Source organism: Aeromonas sp. s11 (assembly GCF_040907945.1).
Classification (GTDB): Bacteria; Pseudomonadota; Gammaproteobacteria; order Enterobacterales; family Aeromonadaceae; genus Aeromonas; species Aeromonas veronii.
Map to the genome: position 1 here is coordinate 121,401 of NZ_JBFOCU010000056.1, position 18,879 is coordinate 140,279.

The window sequence follows — 18,879 nt, forward strand, 5'->3', positions numbered from 1 at the left end:
TAGAAAGGAAGACAAGAAGCCGCAAATATGGGTGGCCTCGGTGCCAACAGGGGCAGCGATGACTGGCAGTTATGAAAGACCGCCAGGCCGGACGGGGAAGAAAAGGGCGACAAGGTGCGCCAGCGCAGCCCCGCCAAGGGCCACAGGACGGGGCATTATGCCACATTTGCCCCTTGGGGTTCGAACAGGAATTCACATAAACAGCAGGGAATTGCCCGCACTTGCCTGTCATCGGTCTGGATCCGGCGCTGGCTGATTGATTGCAGTACAGATGCAACAAAGAGAACGTCAAAGTGCAACAGCGCGTGCAACCACAACCCCGCGGAGGAGAGCTTAGTGACCACCACATTTTTGGTTAACCACCCCATCACCACGGCACAGTTTGCGGAGTTGTTGGCGCAGACCTCGCTGGGGGCGAGACGGCCGCTGGACCATCCGGCCACCCTGCAGGGCATGCTGGATAACGCCAATTTGCTGATCACCGCCTGGCAGGGCGAGACCCTGGTCGGGGTGGCCCGCTCGGTGACCGATTTTCATTTTTGCTGCTACCTCTCGGATTTGGCGGTGGCCGAGTCGGTGCAGGGGCAGGGGATTGGCAAAGCCCTTATTCGCGAGACGTTTTTGCAATTGCAGCCCGGCTGCAAGCTGATCCTGCTGGCCGCACCGCAGGCGGTGGCGTACTACCCCAAGCTCGGATTTAGCCAGCACCCGAGCGCCTGGGTGATGAGCAGTCTGGATGAACTGGTACTGGATGAGTTGGCATAAAACCGTCAACTCATCCAGATAGGGCGAGATTAGCTTATCCGGCCCGCTCCAGCGCCGGTTGCCGTGACTTGCCCCAGCGGCGCAGGCGCCGTTGTAGTGGCCGCTCCAGCAGGTTGTAGCTCAGCGCCGAGAGCCCGATCAGCACCGCCAGCATCAGCAAGGTTGCCACAGCCCAAAGCAGCGGGTTGGTCTGGCTATACCACCACTCGGTGAGCCCCGGCGCCAGATAATGAATGAGCTCGCAGCCGGTGAGCAGTACCAGCGCGTGGAGCAGGTAGATGGAGTAGGAGAGATCCCCCAGCCAGTTGGTGAAGCGGTTATCCAAAAGGTGCAGCAGCGGGCTCTGGCGCTCCCCCTGGGCGGCGGCAATCCAGATCAGCAGCACGTAGGAGCTGAGCAGCAGCAGGGTCAGCTGGGGCGTCATGGCGAACTGCATCAACGCGAAGGGCAGCACAAAGGCGATCAAGAGCGGCAGATCATGCTTCATCATGGGCGAGCCTTTCGCGGCCTTCACCCTCGGCAGCAGCCAGAGGCCGAGCACAAATTCACTCACCCCGCGCCCCACTGCAAGCGCGCCGCTGGTGACATCCAGGGTGCCGCGACTGTGCACGATAAAGGCCAGCACCGTCAGCGCCAGCAGGGGGGCGAGATGGCTCCAGCGACTGCGGGTCACCGCCAGCGGAATCAACAGCGGGAATAGCAGGTAGCTAATCCACTCTACGCTCAGGGACCAGGCGGCGAAGTTCCAGGTCAACCCGTGATCGGTTACCACCTGCAGCAGCAGTAAGGCGCTTGGCAGCGCCTCGGCCGGGGTGAAGGGGGAACCGAAAGGCGGCATCCCTTCCCACTCCCACATTTTGAACAAGGGGCCGGCGTAGAAGCCCACCCCGTGTTGCGCCTTGTAAAGCTCCCAACCAACCAGCAATAGCAGGGTTACAAGATAGAGGGGGTAGACGCGGGTCAGCCGTAGCCAGAGAAAGCGGCCATAGCTCACGGTGCGGGGCGTGCGGGTGAAGGCCTCCCCATAGACATGTGCCAGCACCACGCCGCTCAAAATAAAGAACAGATCGACCCAGAGGTAGCCGTTCTCGATGAGTTGGGTGTGGCCTGCGATCGGCTCCATCCACTGGGGAAAGAGCAATAATCGGGCATGGAACAGCACCACCATCAGGGCAGCGATGCCCCGCAGCGGCGTTAACAGCGGCAATGATTGATTCATATCGGGATCCCTTGTGATGTTCAGCTTGGCCTGACATCTATTTTGTTGTTGTACCGCCCATCAATCCTGACGGGACGGTTGCCCCGGCTCGGCTGCCGCAGGCGGGATCACACTACGGAAAAGAGAGTCATACGGGTGTGATTTGAATCATAAATGCGCAGTTATTGTGCAAAAAAATTTAAACAGATAAAGACGTGGGACGCAGGCAGGGAAAGAGGAGGAGAGAGAACACCCATAAAGCAGAGAGGGGGAATCGGAGCGAGCGTCAGGCTCAGGCACCATACGATGCAAAGCAATCAGGCCCACAAGGGGCCTGATTGATCACAAGGGGAGGGGGTAGCCGATCAGCGGGCGCGTACCACCAGTCCCTTGAGGTAGAAGCCTTCCGGATAGGCGGTACCGATGGGGTGATCAGACGCCTGGGAGAGCAGCTCCAGGATCTGGGCATCGCGACCGGCATCGAGCGCCGCATCGGCGACGATCTTCTGGAACAGGCTCTGCTCCATCAGGCCGGAGCAGGAGTAGGTCAATAGCACGCCACCCGGCGCCAGCAGCTGGAACGCCAGCATGTTGATGTCCTTGTAGCCGCGGCAGGCACCCAGCAGCTGGGCCTTGCTCTCGGCAAACTTGGGCGGATCCAGCACGATGACATCGAACTTCTCGCCCTTCTCGCGATATTCACGCAGCAGCTTGAAGACGTCGTGACGGACAAACTGGGTGTTGCTGGTATCCAGCCCGTTCAGCTCGGCATTCTGGCGGGCGATATCCAGCGCATTCTGGGATAGATCGACGTTGACCACTTCCTTGGCGCCGCCCTTGAGGGCATAAACGCCAAAACCGCCGGTGTAGCAGAAGCAGTTGAGCACCCGCTTGCCTTCGGTGTACTTGGCGGCAGCCTGACGGTTATCCCGCTGATCCAGATAGAAGCCGGTTTTATGGCCGTTGCGAATATCCACCAGGATCTTGACGCCACCGTTCTCCTCGATGACCACCGGCTCGTTCGGGGTCTCGCCATAGATAACGCCGGTGCGCTCTTTTAGCCCTTCCTTCTTGCGCACTGCCACGTCGGAGCGCTCATAGATGCTGCATTCTGGGTAGAGGGTACGCAGTGCTTGCGTTATCAGCTCACGCTGGAATTCGGCACCGGCAGAGAGGATCTGGCACACCAGAAAATCGGCATAACGGTCGATGGTCAGACCCGGCAGGCCATCGGATTCGGCGGCGCAGAGGCGATAGCCGGTGAGCCCCTGACGTTTGATCAGCGGATCGCGGGACTCCTGCGCATATTTGAGGCGACGGATAAAGAAGTCGAGGTCAACGGTCTCATCCTTGTCGAAGGTCCAGACTCGGGCACGGATCTGGGAGCTGCCTGACCAGGCGCCACGGGCGAGCCACTTGCCATCGTTGGCATAGATCTCGACGGTATCGCCGTCAATGGGGTTGCCCTGAACCCGCTCAATCCCCTTGGAGAAGATCCAGGGGTGGCGACGCAGCAGGGATTTTTCGCGGCCTTTGACGAGATAGATGGAAGCGCTCATGGATGTTTGCCGATGGTAGAAAGAAAAGGGGCCACATTCTATGTGGCCCGCAGGTAAAACTCAAACAACCCTGTGTAATGGATGGGGTTGCCCTGATCTGACACCTCATATGGTCATAGCTTAATCCCCTTGAGTGCCTGGGTCAGCTCGCTGGCGGTGGCTTTAAGTCCCTGCGTACCGGCTACCGAGGCGCTGGCAGACTCTTCCACCTGGGCCGCTTCATGGCGTACCTGATCCAGATTGTGGGTGATCTCGGCGGCGACCGAGCTCTGCTCCTCGCTGGAGGTGGCGATCTGGGTGCTCATCTCCAGCACCGCATCGCTGTGGTTGCTCAGTTTTTCGATATCTAGCCCCACTTCGCTGATGAGCTGCTGGCTGCTGGCGGCACGCCCCACGGTTTTCTCCATGATCTCGTTCAGTGCGCCGGTACCGGTCTGCAGCTCTTCGATCATCTGCTGGATCTCCACCGTAGCCTGCTGGGTACGGCTGGCGAGAGTACGCACTTCATCCGCCACCACTGCAAAGCCGCGACCCTGCTCACCGGCACGGGCCGCTTCGATGGCGGCGTTGAGGGCCAGCAGATTGGTCTGCTGGGAGATGGCGTTGATGACGTTGACCACTTCGTTGATCCGGTTGGCGTTGTGGGTGAGCCGCTCGACCGCGCCGGAGGCGTTGCCAATCTCGTCGGCCAGGGTACGGATCGCCTCTATGGTACGAGCTACCCGGTTGGCGCCATTGGCCGCCTCTTCGCTCGACTGGCGGGTCTGCTGCAGGGTGTCGTTGGCATTGCGCGCTACTTCGCGAATGGCGGCTGACATCTGCTCCATGGCGGTGGCCAGCGAATCCATGTGCTGGCGCTGGGAACGCGCCATGCTCTCGCCTTCGCGGGCATGGTCACGAAACTCGTCGGCGGCCATGGTCAGCGCTTCGGCAGACTCCTCCACCAGTTTGACGATCTGGTGCTGGCGGTCGGTAAAGCGGTCGATGCTGCCCGCCAGGGTTGAGAACTCATCCCGCACCGGGATGAAGTTGAGTCGGAAGGTGAGATCCCCATCCGCCACGGTTTGCAACGCCTTGTTGGTGGAGTAGAGCGCACCGGAGACAAAGGTCATCATGTAGTGGATCACCAGCGCCATCAGGGCGGCCAGCGCGCCGATGAGGAGCAGGGTCGAGCCCTGACCCTCCCACATGGAGAGGTTGCCGGTGTCGAGATCACCGGTGACATAGCCCGCCTGACCCGCTGGCGCGGTAAAGAGGTAGTGCTCTCCTTGTTGCTGCAACCCGCTGCTGCCTTGCCGGGTCAGACGCAGATCAGCAGGCAACACCAGAGTGGGCTGCTGGCTGACCAGCTGCGCTGTGGTCTCAACCCGTTGCTGCAACTGCGCTACCCGCAGGGAGATCTCCTGCTGATGGCTGGCCGCCAGCATATACCAGCTGAGAAAGGCGATGATGAAGAGAGGTAACCAGAACGCGATATGGAATTTTTCACTGATGGTGAGGTGAATGAGATAGCGGTCAACCCACCGGAATTTAACTTCTTTCATAATGGAGCTGCATCCTGCAGAGATAGAGTGTCGGGCACATTATCGTCTCGGGAATTTTTTTCTTAAGCGGAAGGTGTGAGAAATGGGAGAGCAATCGTTTGTCATTCGGGTGTGGGGGCAGGTGCAGGGGGTGGGATTTCGCTATTTCACCCGCGAGCGGGCGCTGCAATTGGGTTTGCGGGGCCATGCCTACAACCTGGAGGATGGCTCGGTGGAGATCCTCATCAGTGGCCCCGCACAGGGGGTGCAGATGATGTTGGGGTGGCTGGAGCATGGCCCGCGCACCGCCCGGGTGACCCGGATGGAGTATGAAGAGGCGCTGCCGCCCACCGGCCAGGGCTTTCACACCAACTGAAGGGGCGGGGACGAGATGGACGCTGACAAGGAAAGTCTGTTGCTGACTCAGGCAACAAGCTGGGTCGCCCGTTATCAGGAGGCGGCACGGGCGGTGCGCAAAGAGGCCAGCGAACCGGCCGTACATGGCTACCGTATCGCGGCGCGCCGCTTGCTGGCGCTGCTCGCCCTGTGGCGGCCACTCACCTATCATCCCGAGCTGGAGCGGCGTCTGCTGCGCTCGGTCGGGCGGCTCTCGGCACTGCGGGATGCTCAGGTCTATGCCGAGCGTTTTGGCAAGCCGCCTGCCAGCACGGGTAATACCCACAAATCGGCCTGTCGCGTGCCCCTGTTGCCGCGGCGACTGGCCCGCTGGCTTGCGGCGGTGGCGCAGGTGCAGGATGCGCGGGCATTGGCGTTCCTCTATCAGCAGCATCTGGCCCTGCGCCTTGATGAGGCGCAGAGCGCTCTCGATGAACCTATACCCTGCGTTGGGAAATCAGTCAGCTTCTGTCAGCAACGGTTGCGCCGCTGGCATCGGCTGCGCCTCGAGATCAAACAGGCCCGTTATGGCGTGGAACTGTTGCTGGATCTGGGGAGTGGAGATCCCGGCTGGTTGAGCACCCTGACTCACTGGCAGGAGCGACTCGGCCAGTTGCAGGATTGGCGACAATGGCGGCGGAGGTTGCGAGCAGAGCAGGGGAACACCCAGAAGCAGACGAAACTGCGGCAGCAGTTGAAGGGGAAGATCACCACCCGTTTGCGTCAACTGGACTGCCAGCAGGCGGAGCTGGTGGCGCTCAAACTGGCGATGCAGGCAGGCCACAACATGAATGACATGCCAAGTCGGCTGGTCAGGTATTCAGAACAAAATGTATCGCCCGCGAATCCCTGTTGTGGATAGCTCCGAGACCGCAATCTGCGAAAGTCATCCGCGACCAGCATCTACAAAAACTATCCAGGTCAAACAGGTGAGACAAAAAAGAGAGGCCGTTTGGCCTCTCTTCTCTATCTGGTTGTGGTCGCAGTCAGCGATACGCTTACTTGACGCGCATACCCGGCTGGGCGCCTTCCTGCGGCTCCAGGATCCAGAGATCCTTGCCGCCCGGGCCTGCAGCCAGCACCATGCCTTCGGACATGCCGAAACGCATCTTGCGCGGCGCCAGGTTGGCCACCATCACGGTCAGCTTGCCTTCCAGATCTTCCGGGTTGTAGGCGGACTTGATACCGGCAAACACCTGACGGGTTTCGCCGCCGATATCCAGTTGCAGCTTGAGCAGCTTCTCGGCTTCCGGTACCGCTTCGGCCTTCTTGATCAGCGCTACGCGCAGGTCAATCTTGGCAAAGTCGTCATAGGTGATGGTTTCGCTGATGGGGTCATCAGCCAGCGGACCGGTCACTTTCGGTGCCTGCTCCTTGGCCAGGTCTTCCTTGGATGCCTCGATCATGGCTTCAATCTTCGCAGGTTCGATGCGGGAGAAGAGGGCCTTGAACGGCTCAACGGTGTGATCGACCAGCGGCATTTCGATGCCATCCCAGCTGAGGGTTTCAGCCAGGAAGGCTTCGGCACGCTCGGCCAGCAGCGGCATGACGGGCTTGAGGTAGGCCATCAGCACACGGAACAGGTTGATGCCGACGGAGCAAACAGCTTGCAGCTCGGCATCAGCGCCTTCCTGCTTGGCGATAACCCAGGGCGCCTTGTCGTCCACGTAGCGGTTGGCCTTGTCGGCCAGCGCCATGATTTCGCGGATGGCGCGGCTGAACTCGCGGCTCTCATAGGCTTCCGCAATAGCGGTACGGGCGTTGGCGAATTCGGCGTAGAGTTCGGGCTCGGCGCAAGTGGCAGCCAGCTTGCCGCCAAAACGCTTGGCAATAAAACCGGCGTTGCGGGAGGCGAGGTTGACCAGCTTGTTGACCACGTCGGCGTTGACGCGCTGCACGAAATCTTCGAGGTTCAGGTCCAGATCATCGATGCGGCTGTTGAGCTTGGCGGCGTAGTAGTAACGCAGGCATTCCGGATCCAAGTGGTTCAGGTAGGTAGATGCCTTGATAAAGGTGCCCTTGGATTTGGACATCTTGGCGCCGTTGACGGTCACATAGCCGTGTACGTTGACCTTGGTCGGCTTGCGGAAGTTGGCACCTTCCAGCATGGACGGCCAGAACAGGCAGTGGAAGTAGGCGATGTCCTTGCCGATGAAGTGGTAGAGCTCGGCGTCGGAGTCCGCTTTCCAGTAGCTGTCAAAGTCGATGTCGCCACGTTTGTTGCACAGGTTCTTGAAAGAGGCCATGTAACCGATGGGAGCATCCAGCCAGACGTAGAAATACTTGCCCGGGGCGCCGGGGATTTCGAACCCGAAGTAGGGGGCATCACGGGTGATGTCCCACTGCTGCAAGCCGCTTTCGAACCACTCCTGCATCTTGTTGGCCATCTCTTCCTGAATGGCGCCGGAGCCGCGCACCCACTCAGAGAGCCATTTTTCAAACTGCGGCAGGTCGAAGAAGAAGTGCTCGGAGTCCTTCATCACCGGAGTGGCACCGGAGACGGCAGATTTCGGATCGATCAGCTCGGTCGGGCTGTAGGTGGCGCCGCAGCTGTCGCAGTTGTCGCCATACTGCTCCGGAGACTTGCACTTGGGGCAGGTTCCCTTGACGAAACGGTCCGGCAGGAACATCGATTTTTCCGGATCGAACAGCTGGGAGATGGTGCGGCTCTTGATAAAACCACCATTTTTCAGGCGGCCATAGATCAGCTCCGCCAGCTCGCGGTTCTCGTCGCTGTGGGTAGAGTGATAGTTGTCAAAGCTGATGTTGAACCCGGCGAAATCGGCTTGGTGCTCCTTGGAGACAGCGGCAATCATCTCTTCCGGGGTGATCCCCATCTGCTGTGCCTTGAGCATGATCGGGGTGCCGTGGGCATCATCGGCACAGATGAAGTGCACCTGATGACCGCGCATTCGCTGATAACGAACCCAGATATCGGCCTGGATATGTTCCAGCATGTGGCCAAGATGGATGGAGCCATTGGCATAGGGGAGGGCGCAGGTTACCAGCATTTTACGAGGATCAGTTGCCATATTACGTTCTTGATGTGCTTGTTGGGATGATAGAGTGCCGTGCATGTTACCCGAATTGGGGGTAGCCTGCCTAGGGTTGTGGCTGTGCCAACCTTGGCAGCACCTGCTGTTACGATGGCAGGCAAGCCACTGATTTGTGTGCGGTAACCGTTCACCTCAAGATAATGACAAGATAATGAGGAGTTAATGGTGATTGATTCAGTAAAACAGATCCTCGCCGAATTTAAGCCAGCAGGCTGGTACAAGGATCTGGTGGATGCCGGATTCGTTCGCGAGATCATCAATCAGGGTCAGGGGCTTACTATCCGGCTGGTCTTGCCGTTTGCCGGTCTCTCGCTGCTCGATCAGCTCAAAGAGAACTACGATGCCAGACTGCGTAGCGCCACCGGTGCCTCCCGTATCGACTGGGCACTGGAGATTGACGTCGCCAGCATGCCAAGGGCGCAGGGCCTCAATGCCGTGCAGGGCATTCGCAACATCATCGTGGTTGCTTCCGGCAAGGGGGGGGTGGGCAAATCCACCACCGCGGTCAATCTTGCGCTGGCGCTGCAAAAAGAGGGGGCGCGGGTCGCCATTCTCGATGCCGATATCTATGGCCCTTCCATTCCCACCATGATGGGCACCCTCAAAGAGCGCCCGGTCAGCCATGACGGCAAGCTGATGGAGCCGGTGATGGCCTGTGGCCTCAAGAGCAACAGCATCGGCTATCTGGTCTCCGAGCAGGATGCCACCATCTGGCGAGGCCCGATGGCGAGCAAGGCGTTGGCGCAGATCCTCCATGAGACACGCTGGGGCGAGGTGGATTATCTGGTGGTGGACATGCCGCCGGGCACTGGCGATATCCAGCTCACTATGGCTCAGCAGGTGCCCACCTCGGCGGCGGTGATCGTCACAACCCCGCAGGATGTGGCGCTGGCCGATGCCCGCAAGGGGATCGCCATGTTCAACAAGGTCAATGTGCCGGTGCTCGGTATTATCGAGAACATGAGCTACCACGTCTGCAGCGCCTGTGGTCATCATGAGCCGCTGTTTGGTACCGGTGGCGGCCAGAAGATGGCAGAGCAGTATCAAGTGGCACTGCTTGGCCAGTTGCCGCTGCACATCGACATCCGCCAGCACATGGATGATGGCTGCCCGACGGTGTTCGGCGCACCGGAAGGGAGCCTGGCTCAGGCCTATTTGAAGCTGGCGCGTAGGGTAGGGGCTGAACTCTTTTTCAGCGCAAAACCGATTGCGACCCCCCTCTATGCCATGGCGCTGGATGAATAATCGGCGGTCGGTCACTTGAAAGGGAATTGAGGGTGGGCATGACCCACCCTTTTTTATATAATGGATCGGTTTAAACCATCCCCACTGCTCTTCTCTTTTAGGTATTTGTCATGTCTGATACTCAACATTCGTGTGTGATCATCGGTATTGCGGGCGCATCTGCGTCTGGCAAAAGTCTTATAGCCCAGACCATTTATGAAGAGCTGGTGGCCGAACTGGGCGCAGGTCAGATTGGTGTGATCACCGAAGATTGCTACTACCGTGATCAGACCCACCTGACCATGGAAGAGCGGGTAAAAACCAACTATGACCACCCTAACGCGCTGGATCACGACCTGCTGGTACAGCACCTGAGCCAGCTGGTCAAAGGTGACGCGGTTGCCATTCCCCAGTACTCCTACACCGAACACACCCGGATGAGCGAAGTGACCCCGTTTGCGCCGCGCCGGGTGATCATTCTGGAAGGGATCCTGTTGCTGACCGACAGCCGTCTGCGGGATCTGATGGATGCCTCCATCTTTATGGATACCCCGCTCGACATCTGCCTGCTTCGCCGTCTGGTGCGTGATGTGCAGGAGCGTGGCCGTACCATGGACTCCGTGCTCAAGCAGTATCAGAAGACGGTACGTCCGATGTTCCTGCAGTTTATCGAGCCGTCCAAACAGTATGCCGATGTGATCGTGCCCCGTGGTGGCAAGAACCGCATCGCCATCGACATGCTCAAGGCGCGTATTCGCCACATGTTGATTGGTTAAGATGAAACAAGCCGGGTGATGCCCGGCTTTTTTAAAAGCACAATTTGTCAGGAGAGTCGCCCAATGCGTCTGTGTGATACCGATATTGAACGCCATCTGGATGAAGGCAAGATCGTCATTGAGCCACGGCCCGGGGTAGAGCGGATCAGTGGTGTCAGTGTCGATGTGCTGCTGGGTAACGAGTTTCGGGTGTTTCGCGATCATACCGCTCCCTATATCGACCTGAGTGGCCCGAGCAGCGAGATGGCCGATGCCATCGATCGGGTGATGAGTGACGAGATCCATATCCCCGATGGCGAAGCCTTCTATCTGCACCCGGGTCAGTTGGCGCTGGCGGTGACCTACGAATCCGTTACTCTGCCTGCCGATATCGTTGGCTGGCTGGATGGCCGCTCTTCACTGGCGCGCCTGGGTTTGATGGTGCACGTGACGGCGCACCGCATCGATCCGGGTTGGTCCGGTCGCATCGTGCTGGAGTTCTACAACGGCGGCAAACTGCCGCTGGCACTGCGCCCCAAGATGAAGATCGGCGCCTTGAACTTCGAGATGCTCTCCGGCGTCGCGGCCCGCCCCTACAACAAGCGGGAAAATGCCAAGTACAAGAGCCAACAGGGCGCCGTTGCCAGTCGCATCAATCAGGACTGATAACTGGCAACACGGCAACGATTCAAGGGAGCACAAGGTGCTCCTTTTTTGCATCTGGAATCAAACGGATATGGGATTGATGGTGCTGGTCGGATGAGATTGGCGGGGCAGGGATGTTTTATCACCACTTTTGCCCGTTTTTCTGTCATAAAAACGTCATAAAAATGAAATTATTGGCTTAATTGTCAGCTATTTTTGCCCTTTCCCGCAATCATTAGCGGCTTTAATTAATCGATGGCAAGCCGCATGAAGACTGGCTCTAGGATATTTTTTTCCAAAAAGCTCTTTTTTTTTATGGCTGAAATATTTCAATGGTGGCTATGGTGTTGGCCGCCATCTGGCATAATCCGCCGCAACTCATAAACAGGCTTTTTTTTATGTTTGAAATGTTTAGTGGTTTGGGTTTGTGGTGGTCAATCGGTTTGGTATTGGCCGTTTTTTTTGTGCTTGCCTATGAATTTATCAACGGCTTTCACGATACCGCCAACGCGGTAGCAACGGTTATCTATACCAAGGCGATGCCAGCTCACCTGGCGGTCGTTGCATCGGGGATCTTCAACTTTTTTGGCGTCATGTTCGGCGGTCTGGGTGTGGCCTATGCCATTGTCCATCTGCTGCCCATCGACCTGCTGCTTGGGATGGACTCCACCCAAGGGTTGATCATGGTCTTCTCCTTGCTGTTTTCCGCCATCGTGTGGAACCTGGGCACCTGGTTCTTCGGGATCCCGGCCTCCAGTTCACATACCTTGATCGGTTCCATTCTGGGGGTCGGCGGCGCCTATGCCTGGATCACCCATAAACCGGTGACAGAAGGGATTAACGTGGGCAAAGCAATCGACATCATGCTTTCCCTCATCATCTCTCCCACCATCGGCTTCATCATCGCGGCGCTGCTGCTGCTGGCGATGAAGCGCATCTGGACCAGCAACAAGATCCACAAAACGCCGGAAGAGCGTCAGCTGGTGGATGGCAAGAAGCACCCGCCATTCTGGGCGCGTCTGACCCTGGTGGCCTCGGCCATGGGCGTCAGCTTCGTACACGGCTCCAACGATGGCCAGAAGGGCATCGGTCTGGTGATGCTGGTGCTGATCTGTATGGCACCCGCCTATTTCGCACTGGACATGAACAGCCGCGCCTATGATCTGGACCGGACCCAGGATGCCAACCAGCGCATCATGGAGATCTACCAGCGCAACCAGTCCGCCCTCTCTGGTGTCATCAACTTCTCTGCACCGGCAACGGCTCAGGAAGAGCTGATGACCCACTGCTCCGCAGATGGCGTGCTGCAGGCGATGGCCACCCTGGATGCCCGTCTGGGTGCCGTGCGTACTTATGATCAGATGAGCCTGACCGACCGCCGCGAAGTGCGTCGTCTGCTGCTCTGTATCGATGACACCGCCCGCAAGGCTGCCAAGCTGCCGCTGCCAGCCAAGGAGCTGACCGATCTGGCCAAATGGCGCAAGGATCTGACCGCGACCGCTGAATACGCACCGACCTGGGTGATCGTCTCCATCGCGCTGGCGCTCGGTTGCGGCACCATGGTGGGTTGGCGTCGTATCGTCCATACCGTGGGCGAGAAGATCGGCACCACCGGCATGACCTACAGCCAGGGCATTGCGGCCCAGATCACTGCTGCTACCTCCATCGGGGTTGCCAGTTTGACCGGTATGCCGGTGTCCACCACCCACATCCTCTCTTCTGCGGTGGCGGGTACCATGATTGCCAACAAATCCGGCCTGCAGAGCCAGACCATCAAGACCATCCTGATGGCCTGGGTGCTGACCCTGCCGCTGACCATGCTGCTCTCCGGCGGCCTGTTTATCGTCAGCCACCATCTGTTTGGTTGATCTGCCGCGCTCATAACGCGCATCGCAATGTCAATGCCGCCCGGTCGAAAGATCGGGCGGCATTTTTTATATGCTGGATAGGTCGTGTCTCGTGAGCGCAGGAGTATGGTTTGCAGGGATGTTAGGAGCGGGTCAGAAATCCCAGCCAGATTGCGGCATCGGTTCAGGTTGATCGCCTTCATGAGCCTTGCGGCGGGCAGCCTCGACCCGGCGTTTGCGATCCCGGCACAGGCGCATCACCTCTTGTTGCTGGGCAGGGGTCATGGTGAGCCAGTTGAAACGCTCTTCGCGATTGCGCAGGCACCCCTTGCAGTATCCCTTGTTGTTCACTTCGCAGACCCCGATGCAGGGGCTCTGCAGCGGGAAGATTTCGAGCTGTTCCATCCATCACCTCGCACATCCTGTCACCTTGTTATAACCCAGCGGATCCCCTTTGGAGAAATCCTGCTTCAAGTGATTGATGTCGTTTGCTTTCCCCCTGCAAATTTGGCATCTTCCCCGCCGAGCATGGCTCTTGGTGTTATATGAGGACATATGAACAAACACGTGTACTGGCTGACCGCCGCAGTGCTGGGACTGGCCGGTTGTGCGGGCAACTCTGACAAAGCAGAAGTGCCCAAAAAACAGACCGACAACAGATGCTTTCTTAACTGCGAGGTGCCGGAAAATCTGGGCAAGCAGTATCTGGACGGAACCTTGCCAGAGGATCTGGTGAGGGTGGAGCGGGTCAATAGCCGTGCGCGTGCCGACTACAGTAAATTTGGCCCGCAAAGCAGACTGGTATTGGAGCGCTCCGGCAAGATGACCCGCCGTTATGGCGAGCTCTATCACCAGCTCTCCCGCTGGGTGGCGGGCGGTGGCAATCCTGCCGACATCACCCGTTACGGTATCAGCCTGGCCCAGTTGGGCGGTGCCGATCGCATGGGCAACGTGCTCTTTACCGGTTACTACTCGCCGGTGCTGGAGGTGCGCCACCGCCCGGATGCCAAGTACAAATACCCCATCTATGCCATGCCCAAATGTGGCGGTCGTTGTCCGACCCGGGCCGAGATCCATCAGGGGGCCTTGGCCAACCGCGGGCTGGAGCTGGGTTACAGCAAATCCCTTATCGACAACTTCCTGATGGATGTGCAGGGCTCGGGCTTTGTCCACTACGGGGATGACGACCGGCTGCAATATCTGGGCTACAGCGGCAAGAACGGCCATGGTTACGTGAGTATCGGTCGGGTACTGATCGACCGCGGTGAAGTGCCCAAAGAGCAGATGTCGATGAAGGCCATCAAGGAGTGGGCCAACCGACAGCCGGAGGAGAGCGTCAAGGAGCTGGTGGAGCAGAACCCCTCCTATGTCTTCTTCGAGCGTCGCCCCACCAATGATGTGATCGGCGCCGCCGGTATCCCGCTGCTGCCACTGGCGGCTGTCGCTGCCGACAAGACCCTGCTGCCGATGGGGACCCCGATCCTCGCTGAAGTCCCTTTGCTAGACAAAGAGGGCAACTGGACCGGCAAGCACCAGCTGCGGCTGTTGATTGCGCTGGATGTGGGCGGGGCGGTGAAGAAGGGCCACCTCGATCTATACCACGGCATGGGCGAGAAGGCTGGCGTCGCAGCCGGTCACTACAAGCACTTTGGCCGGGTCTGGAAGCTGGGTCTGCACCACGGGCCGACTGCCGCCCCCTGGTTGTAATCCTCTGAGGGTTCGCGCGTCTGTCATCGGGCGCCCGAGCAATGTGAAGAGACAAAAAAAGCCGCCGGATTGCTCCGGCGGCTTTCTATTTTGCGCGAGTTGCCAGCCTGTGGCGGTGTCAGCTCTTCTGGATATCCAGCCGGATGGCGCCGACCGGTTTGCAGCAGCAGGGGAGACACTCCCCTTGGGCGACAAATGCCAGCGGCACCGCAGGATAGTGCACCTTGCCAGCCATCAGCGGAGTGCGGCAGGCGCCGCAATAGCCGCTGCGACACTGGAATTCCACATGATGACCATGGCGCTCTAGGGTCTCCAACACGCTTTCGCCGGGATGGGCGTGTAGCACGGCACCATTCCGGGTATGTACCCGTGGTGCCACGTCCGCATGCTGTTCAGCAGGCGCGTGCGGGGCGGGGGTCAGCGTGTTGGTGGCGTCACTCACAGCTCGAAATCACCCAGGTCGTCGGCATTGACTTCGCTGTCGATCTGACCAACCAGATAGGAGCTGACCTCTACCTCTTGCGGGGCAACCTGTACGTTGTCGGATGACAGCCAGGTGTTGATCCAGGGGATCGGGTTTTGCTTGGTGCCGGCAAAGGCTGGCTGCAGGCCGACCGCACTCATGCGCAGGTTGGTGATGTACTCCACGTACTGGCAGAGGATGTCCTTGTTCAGGCCGATCATGGAGCCGTCCTGGAACAGGTACTCGGCCCACTCTTTCTCCTGAATGGCCGCTTCCTTGAAGATCTCGAAGCAGGCCTGTTCGCATTCGGCAGCGATCTCGGCCATCTCCGGGTCATCCTGGCCGGTGCGCATCAGGTTCAGCATGTGCTGGGTGCCGGTGAGGTGCAGCGCTTCGTCGCGGGCGATCATCTTGATGATCTTGGCGTTGCCTTCCATCAGTTCGCGCTCGGCGAAGGCAAAGGAGCAGGCGAAGCTGACGTAGAAGCGAATTGCTTCCAGCGCGTTGACACTCATCAGGCACAGATAAAGTTTCTTCTTGAGCTCGCGCAATGTAATGGTCACTTCGCGGCCAGCGACGGTGTGGGTCCCTTCACCGTGCAGGTTGTAGAGGGCGGTTGCTTCGATCAGGTCGTCGTAGAAGTGGCTGATGGAGCCGGCGCGCTTCAAGATCTGCTCGTTGGTCACGATGTCGTCAAACACCTGGGCGGGGGTGTTGACGATATTGCGTATGATATGGGTGTAGGAGCGAGAGTGGATGGTCTCGGAGAAGGCCCAGGTCTCAATCCAGGTTTCCAGCTCCGGAATGGAGACCAGCGGCAGCAGGGCCACGTTGGGGCTGCGACCCTGAATGGAGTCCAGCAGGGTCTGGTACTTCAGGTTGGAGATGAAGATGTGCTGCTCGTGGGGCGGCAGGGCCTGATAGTCGATGCGATCACGGGAGACATCCACCTCTTCCGGGCGCCAGAAGAAGGAGAGCTGCTTCTCGATCAGCCGCTCGAACACTTCGTGCTTTTGTTGATCATAACGGGCTACGTTGACCGATTGGCCAAAAAACATCGGCTCTTTGAGCTGGTCGTTTTGGGTTTGGCAGAAAGTTGAATAGGCCATGGTTACCAGAATATGTGAATAGAGAAAACAGGAGAGCGGGAGCTTCATGCTCCCGCCCGGTTATCAGTTCTTGCCGTGACTTAGATTTTGCAAGCCCCGCCAGCGCAACCGTCATCTTGCAGATCGGTCTGGGCATCGTCTGCACCATCACGGGTGTTGTGATAGTACAGGGTCTTGAGGCCGTATTTGTAGGCGGTCAGCAAGTCCTTCAGCAGCTGCTTCATCGGCACCTTGTTGCCTTCGAAACGGGCCGGGTCGTAGTTGGTGTTGGCGGAGATCGCCTGATCCACAAACTTCTGCATGATACCGACCAGCTGCAGGTAGCCGTCAACGCTCGGTTGCTTCCAGAGCAATTCGTATTGATCTTTCAGGCGATCATACTCGGGCACCACCTGTTTGAGAATGCCGTCTTTGGAGGCCTTGACCGACACCAGCCCGCGCGGCGGCTCGATGCCGTTGGTAGCGTTGGAGATCTGGCTGGAGGTCTCGCTCGGCATCAGGGCGGTCAGGGTGGAGTTACGCAAGCCCACGGACTTGATCTCTTCACGCAGACTTTCCCAATCCAGATGCAGAGGCTCGTTGCACAGCGCATCCAGATCCTTCTTGTAGGTGTCGATGGGCAGGATGCCCTGGGCATAAGTGGTCTCGCCAAACAGCGGGCAGGGGCCGAACTCGCGGGCCAGCTGCACGGAGGCTTTCAGCAGGTAGTACTGGATGGCCTCGAAGGTGCGGTGAGTCAGCGCTAGACCGGAGCCGTCAGAGTAGCGGGCACCGTTTTTGGCCAGGTAGTAGGCGTAGTTGATGACGCCGATCCCCAGGGTGCGACGACCCATGCTGCCCTTCTTGGCGGCGGCAATCGGGTAATCCTGATAGTCGAGAAGGGCATCGAGGGCTCGCACGGCCAGATCGGCCATCTCTTCCAGATCTTCCAGCTTCTCGATGGCACCGAGGTTGAAGGCGGAGAGGGTGCACAGGGCGATTTCGCCACTCTCGTCGTCGATGTTGTTGAGCGGCTTGGTCGGCAGCGCAATCTCGAGGCAGAGGTTGGACTGGCGTACCGGCGCGATGCTCGGGTCGAACGGGCTGTGGGTGTTGCAGTGATCCACGTTCTGGATGTAGATGCGACCGGTACCGGCACGCTCCTGCATCATCAGGGAGAAAAGGTCTACCGCTTTCAGAGTCTTCTTGCGAATGGCCGGATCCTGCTCGTACTTGACGTAGAGCTCTTCGAACTTGTCCTGATCGGCGAAGAAGGCATCGTACAGACCCGGCGCATCGGACGGGGAGAACAGTGTGATGTCACCGCCCTTGATGAGGCGCTGGTACATCAGCTTGTTGATCTGCACGCCGTAGTCCATGTGACGAACACGGTTCTCTTCCACGCCGCGGTTGTTCTTCAGCACCAGCAGGCTTTCTACTTCGGTGTGCCACAGCGGGTAGAACAGGGTAGCCGCACCGCCGCGCACGCCGCCCTGGGAGCAGCACTTCACGGCAGTCTGGAAGTATTTGTAGAAGGGGATGCAACCGGTGTGAAACGCTTCGCCGCCACGGATGGGGCTGCCCAGACCGCGGATGCGACCCGCGTTGATGCCGATACCGGCGCGCTGGGAAACGTAACGCACGATGGAGCTGGCTGTGGCGTTGATGGAGTCCAGGCTGTCATCGCACTCGATCAGTACGCAGGAGCTGAACTGACGGGTCGGGGTGCGCACGCCGCTCATGATCGGGGTCGGCAGGGAGATCTTGAAGGTCGAGACCGCATCATAGAAGCGCTTGATGTAGCCCAGACGGGTATCTTTCGGATACTTGGAGAAGAGGCAGGCCGCAACCAGCATATAGAGGAACTGCGGGCTCTCGTAGATCTCGCCGGTGACGCGGTTCTGGACCAGATATTTGCCCTCCAACTGTTTGACTGCCGCGTAGGAGAAATCCATGTCGCGCCAGTGATCCAGATGGGCGTTCAGCTCTTCGAATTCGGCCTGGGTGTAGTCTTCCAGCAGGTGCTTGTCGTACTTGCCCATGTCCACCAGACGAGCCACGTGCTGGTAGAGGTGGGGCGGTTCGAACTGGCCGTAGGCCTTCTTGCGCAGGTGGAAGATGGCCAGACGGGCTGCCATGTACTGGTAGTCCGGGGTCTGCTCGGAGATGAGGTCAGCCGTCGCCTTGATGATGGTTTCGTGAATGTCGGCGGTACGGATACCGTCATAGAACTGGATGTGGGATTTGAGCTCTACCTGGGAGACCGACACGTTGTCGAGCCCTTCGGCGGCCCAGTCCAGCACGCGGTGAATTTTATCCAGATCGATGGGTTCTTTGTGTCCGTTACGCTTCGTCACAAACAAGTTCATTGGCTGATGACCTTCAGTTGATTCCCGAAAAACCATCGCACAATGGCGCCACCCAGGCTCCGGCGGTGTGCGGGAGTTGGGTAGAGATTGTGCGATGAATCACAAGATGTAGTGTTATTTTAAGTTCGAGCTACAAGATAGTGAGGTCAGCCCGCTATTGCAATGTGTGGATAAGTGACGAGCTGTGGATAAATTGTGAGTCTTGCCCCATCAGTTAGTGACCGCTCACAGTGAGCGGGTTTTCATTCGTCCGCTCCGCTAAATGCAAGTCTCCCGATCGAAGA

General features: G+C 58.7%; 16 protein-coding genes. 8 read left to right on the top strand and 8 right to left on the bottom strand.

The window, feature by feature from the left end; all coding sequences use genetic code 11:
• The first annotated feature begins 336 nt into the window (after positions 1–336).
• On the top strand, positions 337–765 hold the full coding sequence (locus AB5Y84_RS15980) for a GNAT family N-acetyltransferase (protein ID WP_368177356.1): 429 nt from the start codon (positions 337–339) through the stop codon (positions 763–765).
• 34 nt (positions 766–799) lie between these two features.
• Here AB5Y84_RS15980 and AB5Y84_RS15985 read toward each other — a convergent pair whose 3' ends face one another.
• The 3 genes from AB5Y84_RS15985 to AB5Y84_RS15995 form a co-directional block, all read right to left on the bottom strand.
• Positions 800–1,984, bottom strand: a complete 1,185-nt coding sequence (locus tag AB5Y84_RS15985) for an acyltransferase family protein (RefSeq protein WP_368177357.1) — start codon at positions 1,982–1,984, stop codon at positions 800–802.
• Between the two features lie 344 nt (positions 1,985–2,328).
• Positions 2,329–3,522 carry a class I SAM-dependent methyltransferase gene (locus tag AB5Y84_RS15990; protein WP_005336736.1) on the bottom strand — a complete coding sequence of 398 codons (1,194 nt, stop codon included), beginning with the start codon at positions 3,520–3,522 and terminating at the stop codon, positions 2,329–2,331.
• Between the two features lie 113 nt (positions 3,523–3,635).
• Positions 3,636–5,066, bottom strand: coding sequence for a methyl-accepting chemotaxis protein (locus AB5Y84_RS15995; protein WP_368177358.1), 1,431 nt, complete (start codon positions 5,064–5,066; stop codon positions 3,636–3,638).
• 82 nt (positions 5,067–5,148) lie between these two features.
• On the opposite strand from AB5Y84_RS15995, the gene AB5Y84_RS16000 reads away from it, so the two are divergent.
• Positions 5,149–5,421, top strand: a complete 273-nt coding sequence (locus AB5Y84_RS16000; protein ID WP_005345583.1) for an acylphosphatase — start codon at positions 5,149–5,151, stop codon at positions 5,419–5,421.
• Positions 5,422–5,436: 15 nt separating this feature from the next.
• Positions 5,437–6,303: a CHAD domain-containing protein gene (locus tag AB5Y84_RS16005; RefSeq protein WP_139742063.1), complete on the top strand. Its 867-nt coding sequence runs from the start codon at positions 5,437–5,439 to the stop codon at positions 6,301–6,303.
• 136 nt (positions 6,304–6,439) lie between these two features.
• Here the strand turns inward: AB5Y84_RS16005 and metG are convergent, their stop codons facing one another.
• Positions 6,440–8,473, bottom strand: a complete 2,034-nt coding sequence (gene metG / locus AB5Y84_RS16010) for a methionine--tRNA ligase (protein WP_368177359.1) — start codon at positions 8,471–8,473, stop codon at positions 6,440–6,442.
• A gap of 186 nt (positions 8,474–8,659) precedes the next feature.
• Between metG and apbC the strand changes: the two genes are divergently transcribed.
• The 4 genes from apbC (at position 8,660) to AB5Y84_RS16030 (ending at position 12,989) form a co-directional block, all read left to right on the top strand.
• Positions 8,660–9,742 carry an iron-sulfur cluster carrier protein ApbC gene (gene apbC / locus AB5Y84_RS16015; RefSeq protein WP_368177360.1) on the top strand — a complete coding sequence of 361 codons (1,083 nt, stop codon included), beginning with the start codon at positions 8,660–8,662 and terminating at the stop codon, positions 9,740–9,742.
• A gap of 110 nt (positions 9,743–9,852) precedes the next feature.
• The gene (gene udk / locus AB5Y84_RS16020; protein WP_005345570.1) at positions 9,853–10,497 is read left to right on the top strand and encodes a uridine kinase; all 645 of its coding nucleotides are present in this window, start codon (positions 9,853–9,855) and stop codon (positions 10,495–10,497) included.
• Between the two features lie 63 nt (positions 10,498–10,560).
• Entirely contained in the window at positions 10,561–11,142 is a 582-nt protein-coding gene (gene dcd, locus AB5Y84_RS16025) for a dCTP deaminase (RefSeq protein ID WP_005336719.1), read from the top strand.
• A gap of 377 nt (positions 11,143–11,519) precedes the next feature.
• The gene (locus AB5Y84_RS16030) at positions 11,520–12,989 is read left to right on the top strand and encodes an inorganic phosphate transporter (RefSeq protein ID WP_021230067.1); all 1,470 of its coding nucleotides are present in this window, start codon (positions 11,520–11,522) and stop codon (positions 12,987–12,989) included.
• Positions 12,990–13,121: 132 nt separating this feature from the next.
• On the opposite strand, the gene AB5Y84_RS16035 is transcribed toward AB5Y84_RS16030, so the two are convergent.
• Positions 13,122–13,373, bottom strand: coding sequence for a DUF1289 domain-containing protein (locus AB5Y84_RS16035; RefSeq protein ID WP_069554816.1), 252 nt, complete (start codon positions 13,371–13,373; stop codon positions 13,122–13,124).
• Positions 13,374–13,523: 150 nt separating this feature from the next.
• Between AB5Y84_RS16035 and mltA the strand changes: the two genes are divergently transcribed.
• Positions 13,524–14,675, top strand: coding sequence for a murein transglycosylase A (gene mltA / locus AB5Y84_RS16040; protein ID WP_136501726.1), 1,152 nt, complete (start codon positions 13,524–13,526; stop codon positions 14,673–14,675).
• A 118-nt stretch (positions 14,676–14,793) separates the two neighbouring features.
• Here mltA and yfaE read toward each other — a convergent pair whose 3' ends face one another.
• From yfaE to nrdA, 3 genes are all read right to left on the bottom strand, one after another.
• On the bottom strand, positions 14,794–15,117 hold the full coding sequence (gene yfaE, locus AB5Y84_RS16045) for a class I ribonucleotide reductase maintenance protein YfaE (protein WP_368177361.1): 324 nt from the start codon (positions 15,115–15,117) through the stop codon (positions 14,794–14,796).
• Complete coding sequence (gene nrdB / locus AB5Y84_RS16050) at positions 15,114–16,247, bottom strand: class Ia ribonucleoside-diphosphate reductase subunit beta (protein WP_005336708.1); 1,134 nt, start codon at positions 16,245–16,247, stop codon at positions 15,114–15,116. The genes yfaE and nrdB overlap by 4 nt, the downstream gene beginning before the upstream one ends.
• Positions 16,248–16,327: 80 nt before the next feature.
• A complete protein-coding gene (nrdA, locus tag AB5Y84_RS16055; RefSeq protein ID WP_368177362.1) occupies positions 16,328–18,595 on the bottom strand; it encodes a class 1a ribonucleoside-diphosphate reductase subunit alpha in 2,268 nt (755 codons plus the stop codon).
• Positions 18,596–18,879: the final 284 nt, after the last annotated feature.

Bases quoted from the DNA above. Each gene is read 5' to 3' on its own strand.
- AB5Y84_RS15985 (WP_368177357.1), bottom strand. From the start codon at position 1,984: ATGAATCAATCATTGCCGCTGTTAACGCCGCTGCGGGGCATCGCTGCC.
- AB5Y84_RS15990 (WP_005336736.1), bottom strand. From the start codon at position 3,522: ATGAGCGCTTCCATCTATCTCGTCAAAGGCCGCGAAAAATCCCTGCTG.
- AB5Y84_RS15995 (WP_368177358.1), bottom strand. From the start codon at position 5,066: ATGAAAGAAGTTAAATTCCGGTGGGTTGACCGCTATCTCATTCACCTC.
- AB5Y84_RS16000 (WP_005345583.1), top strand. From the start codon at position 5,149: ATGGGAGAGCAATCGTTTGTCATTCGGGTGTGGGGGCAGGTGCAGGGG.
- AB5Y84_RS16005 (WP_139742063.1), top strand. From the start codon at position 5,437: ATGGACGCTGACAAGGAAAGTCTGTTGCTGACTCAGGCAACAAGCTGG.
- metG (WP_368177359.1), bottom strand. From the start codon at position 8,473: ATGGCAACTGATCCTCGTAAAATGCTGGTAACCTGCGCCCTCCCCTAT.
- apbC (WP_368177360.1), top strand. From the start codon at position 8,660: ATGGTGATTGATTCAGTAAAACAGATCCTCGCCGAATTTAAGCCAGCA.
- udk (WP_005345570.1), top strand. From the start codon at position 9,853: ATGTCTGATACTCAACATTCGTGTGTGATCATCGGTATTGCGGGCGCA.
- dcd (WP_005336719.1), top strand. From the start codon at position 10,561: ATGCGTCTGTGTGATACCGATATTGAACGCCATCTGGATGAAGGCAAG.
- AB5Y84_RS16030 (WP_021230067.1), top strand. From the start codon at position 11,520: ATGTTTGAAATGTTTAGTGGTTTGGGTTTGTGGTGGTCAATCGGTTTG.
- AB5Y84_RS16035 (WP_069554816.1), bottom strand. From the start codon at position 13,373: ATGGAACAGCTCGAAATCTTCCCGCTGCAGAGCCCCTGCATCGGGGTC.
- mltA (WP_136501726.1), top strand. From the start codon at position 13,524: ATGAACAAACACGTGTACTGGCTGACCGCCGCAGTGCTGGGACTGGCC.
- nrdB (WP_005336708.1), bottom strand. From the start codon at position 16,247: ATGGCCTATTCAACTTTCTGCCAAACCCAAAACGACCAGCTCAAAGAG.
- nrdA (WP_368177362.1), bottom strand. From the start codon at position 18,595: ATGAACTTGTTTGTGACGAAGCGTAACGGACACAAAGAACCCATCGAT.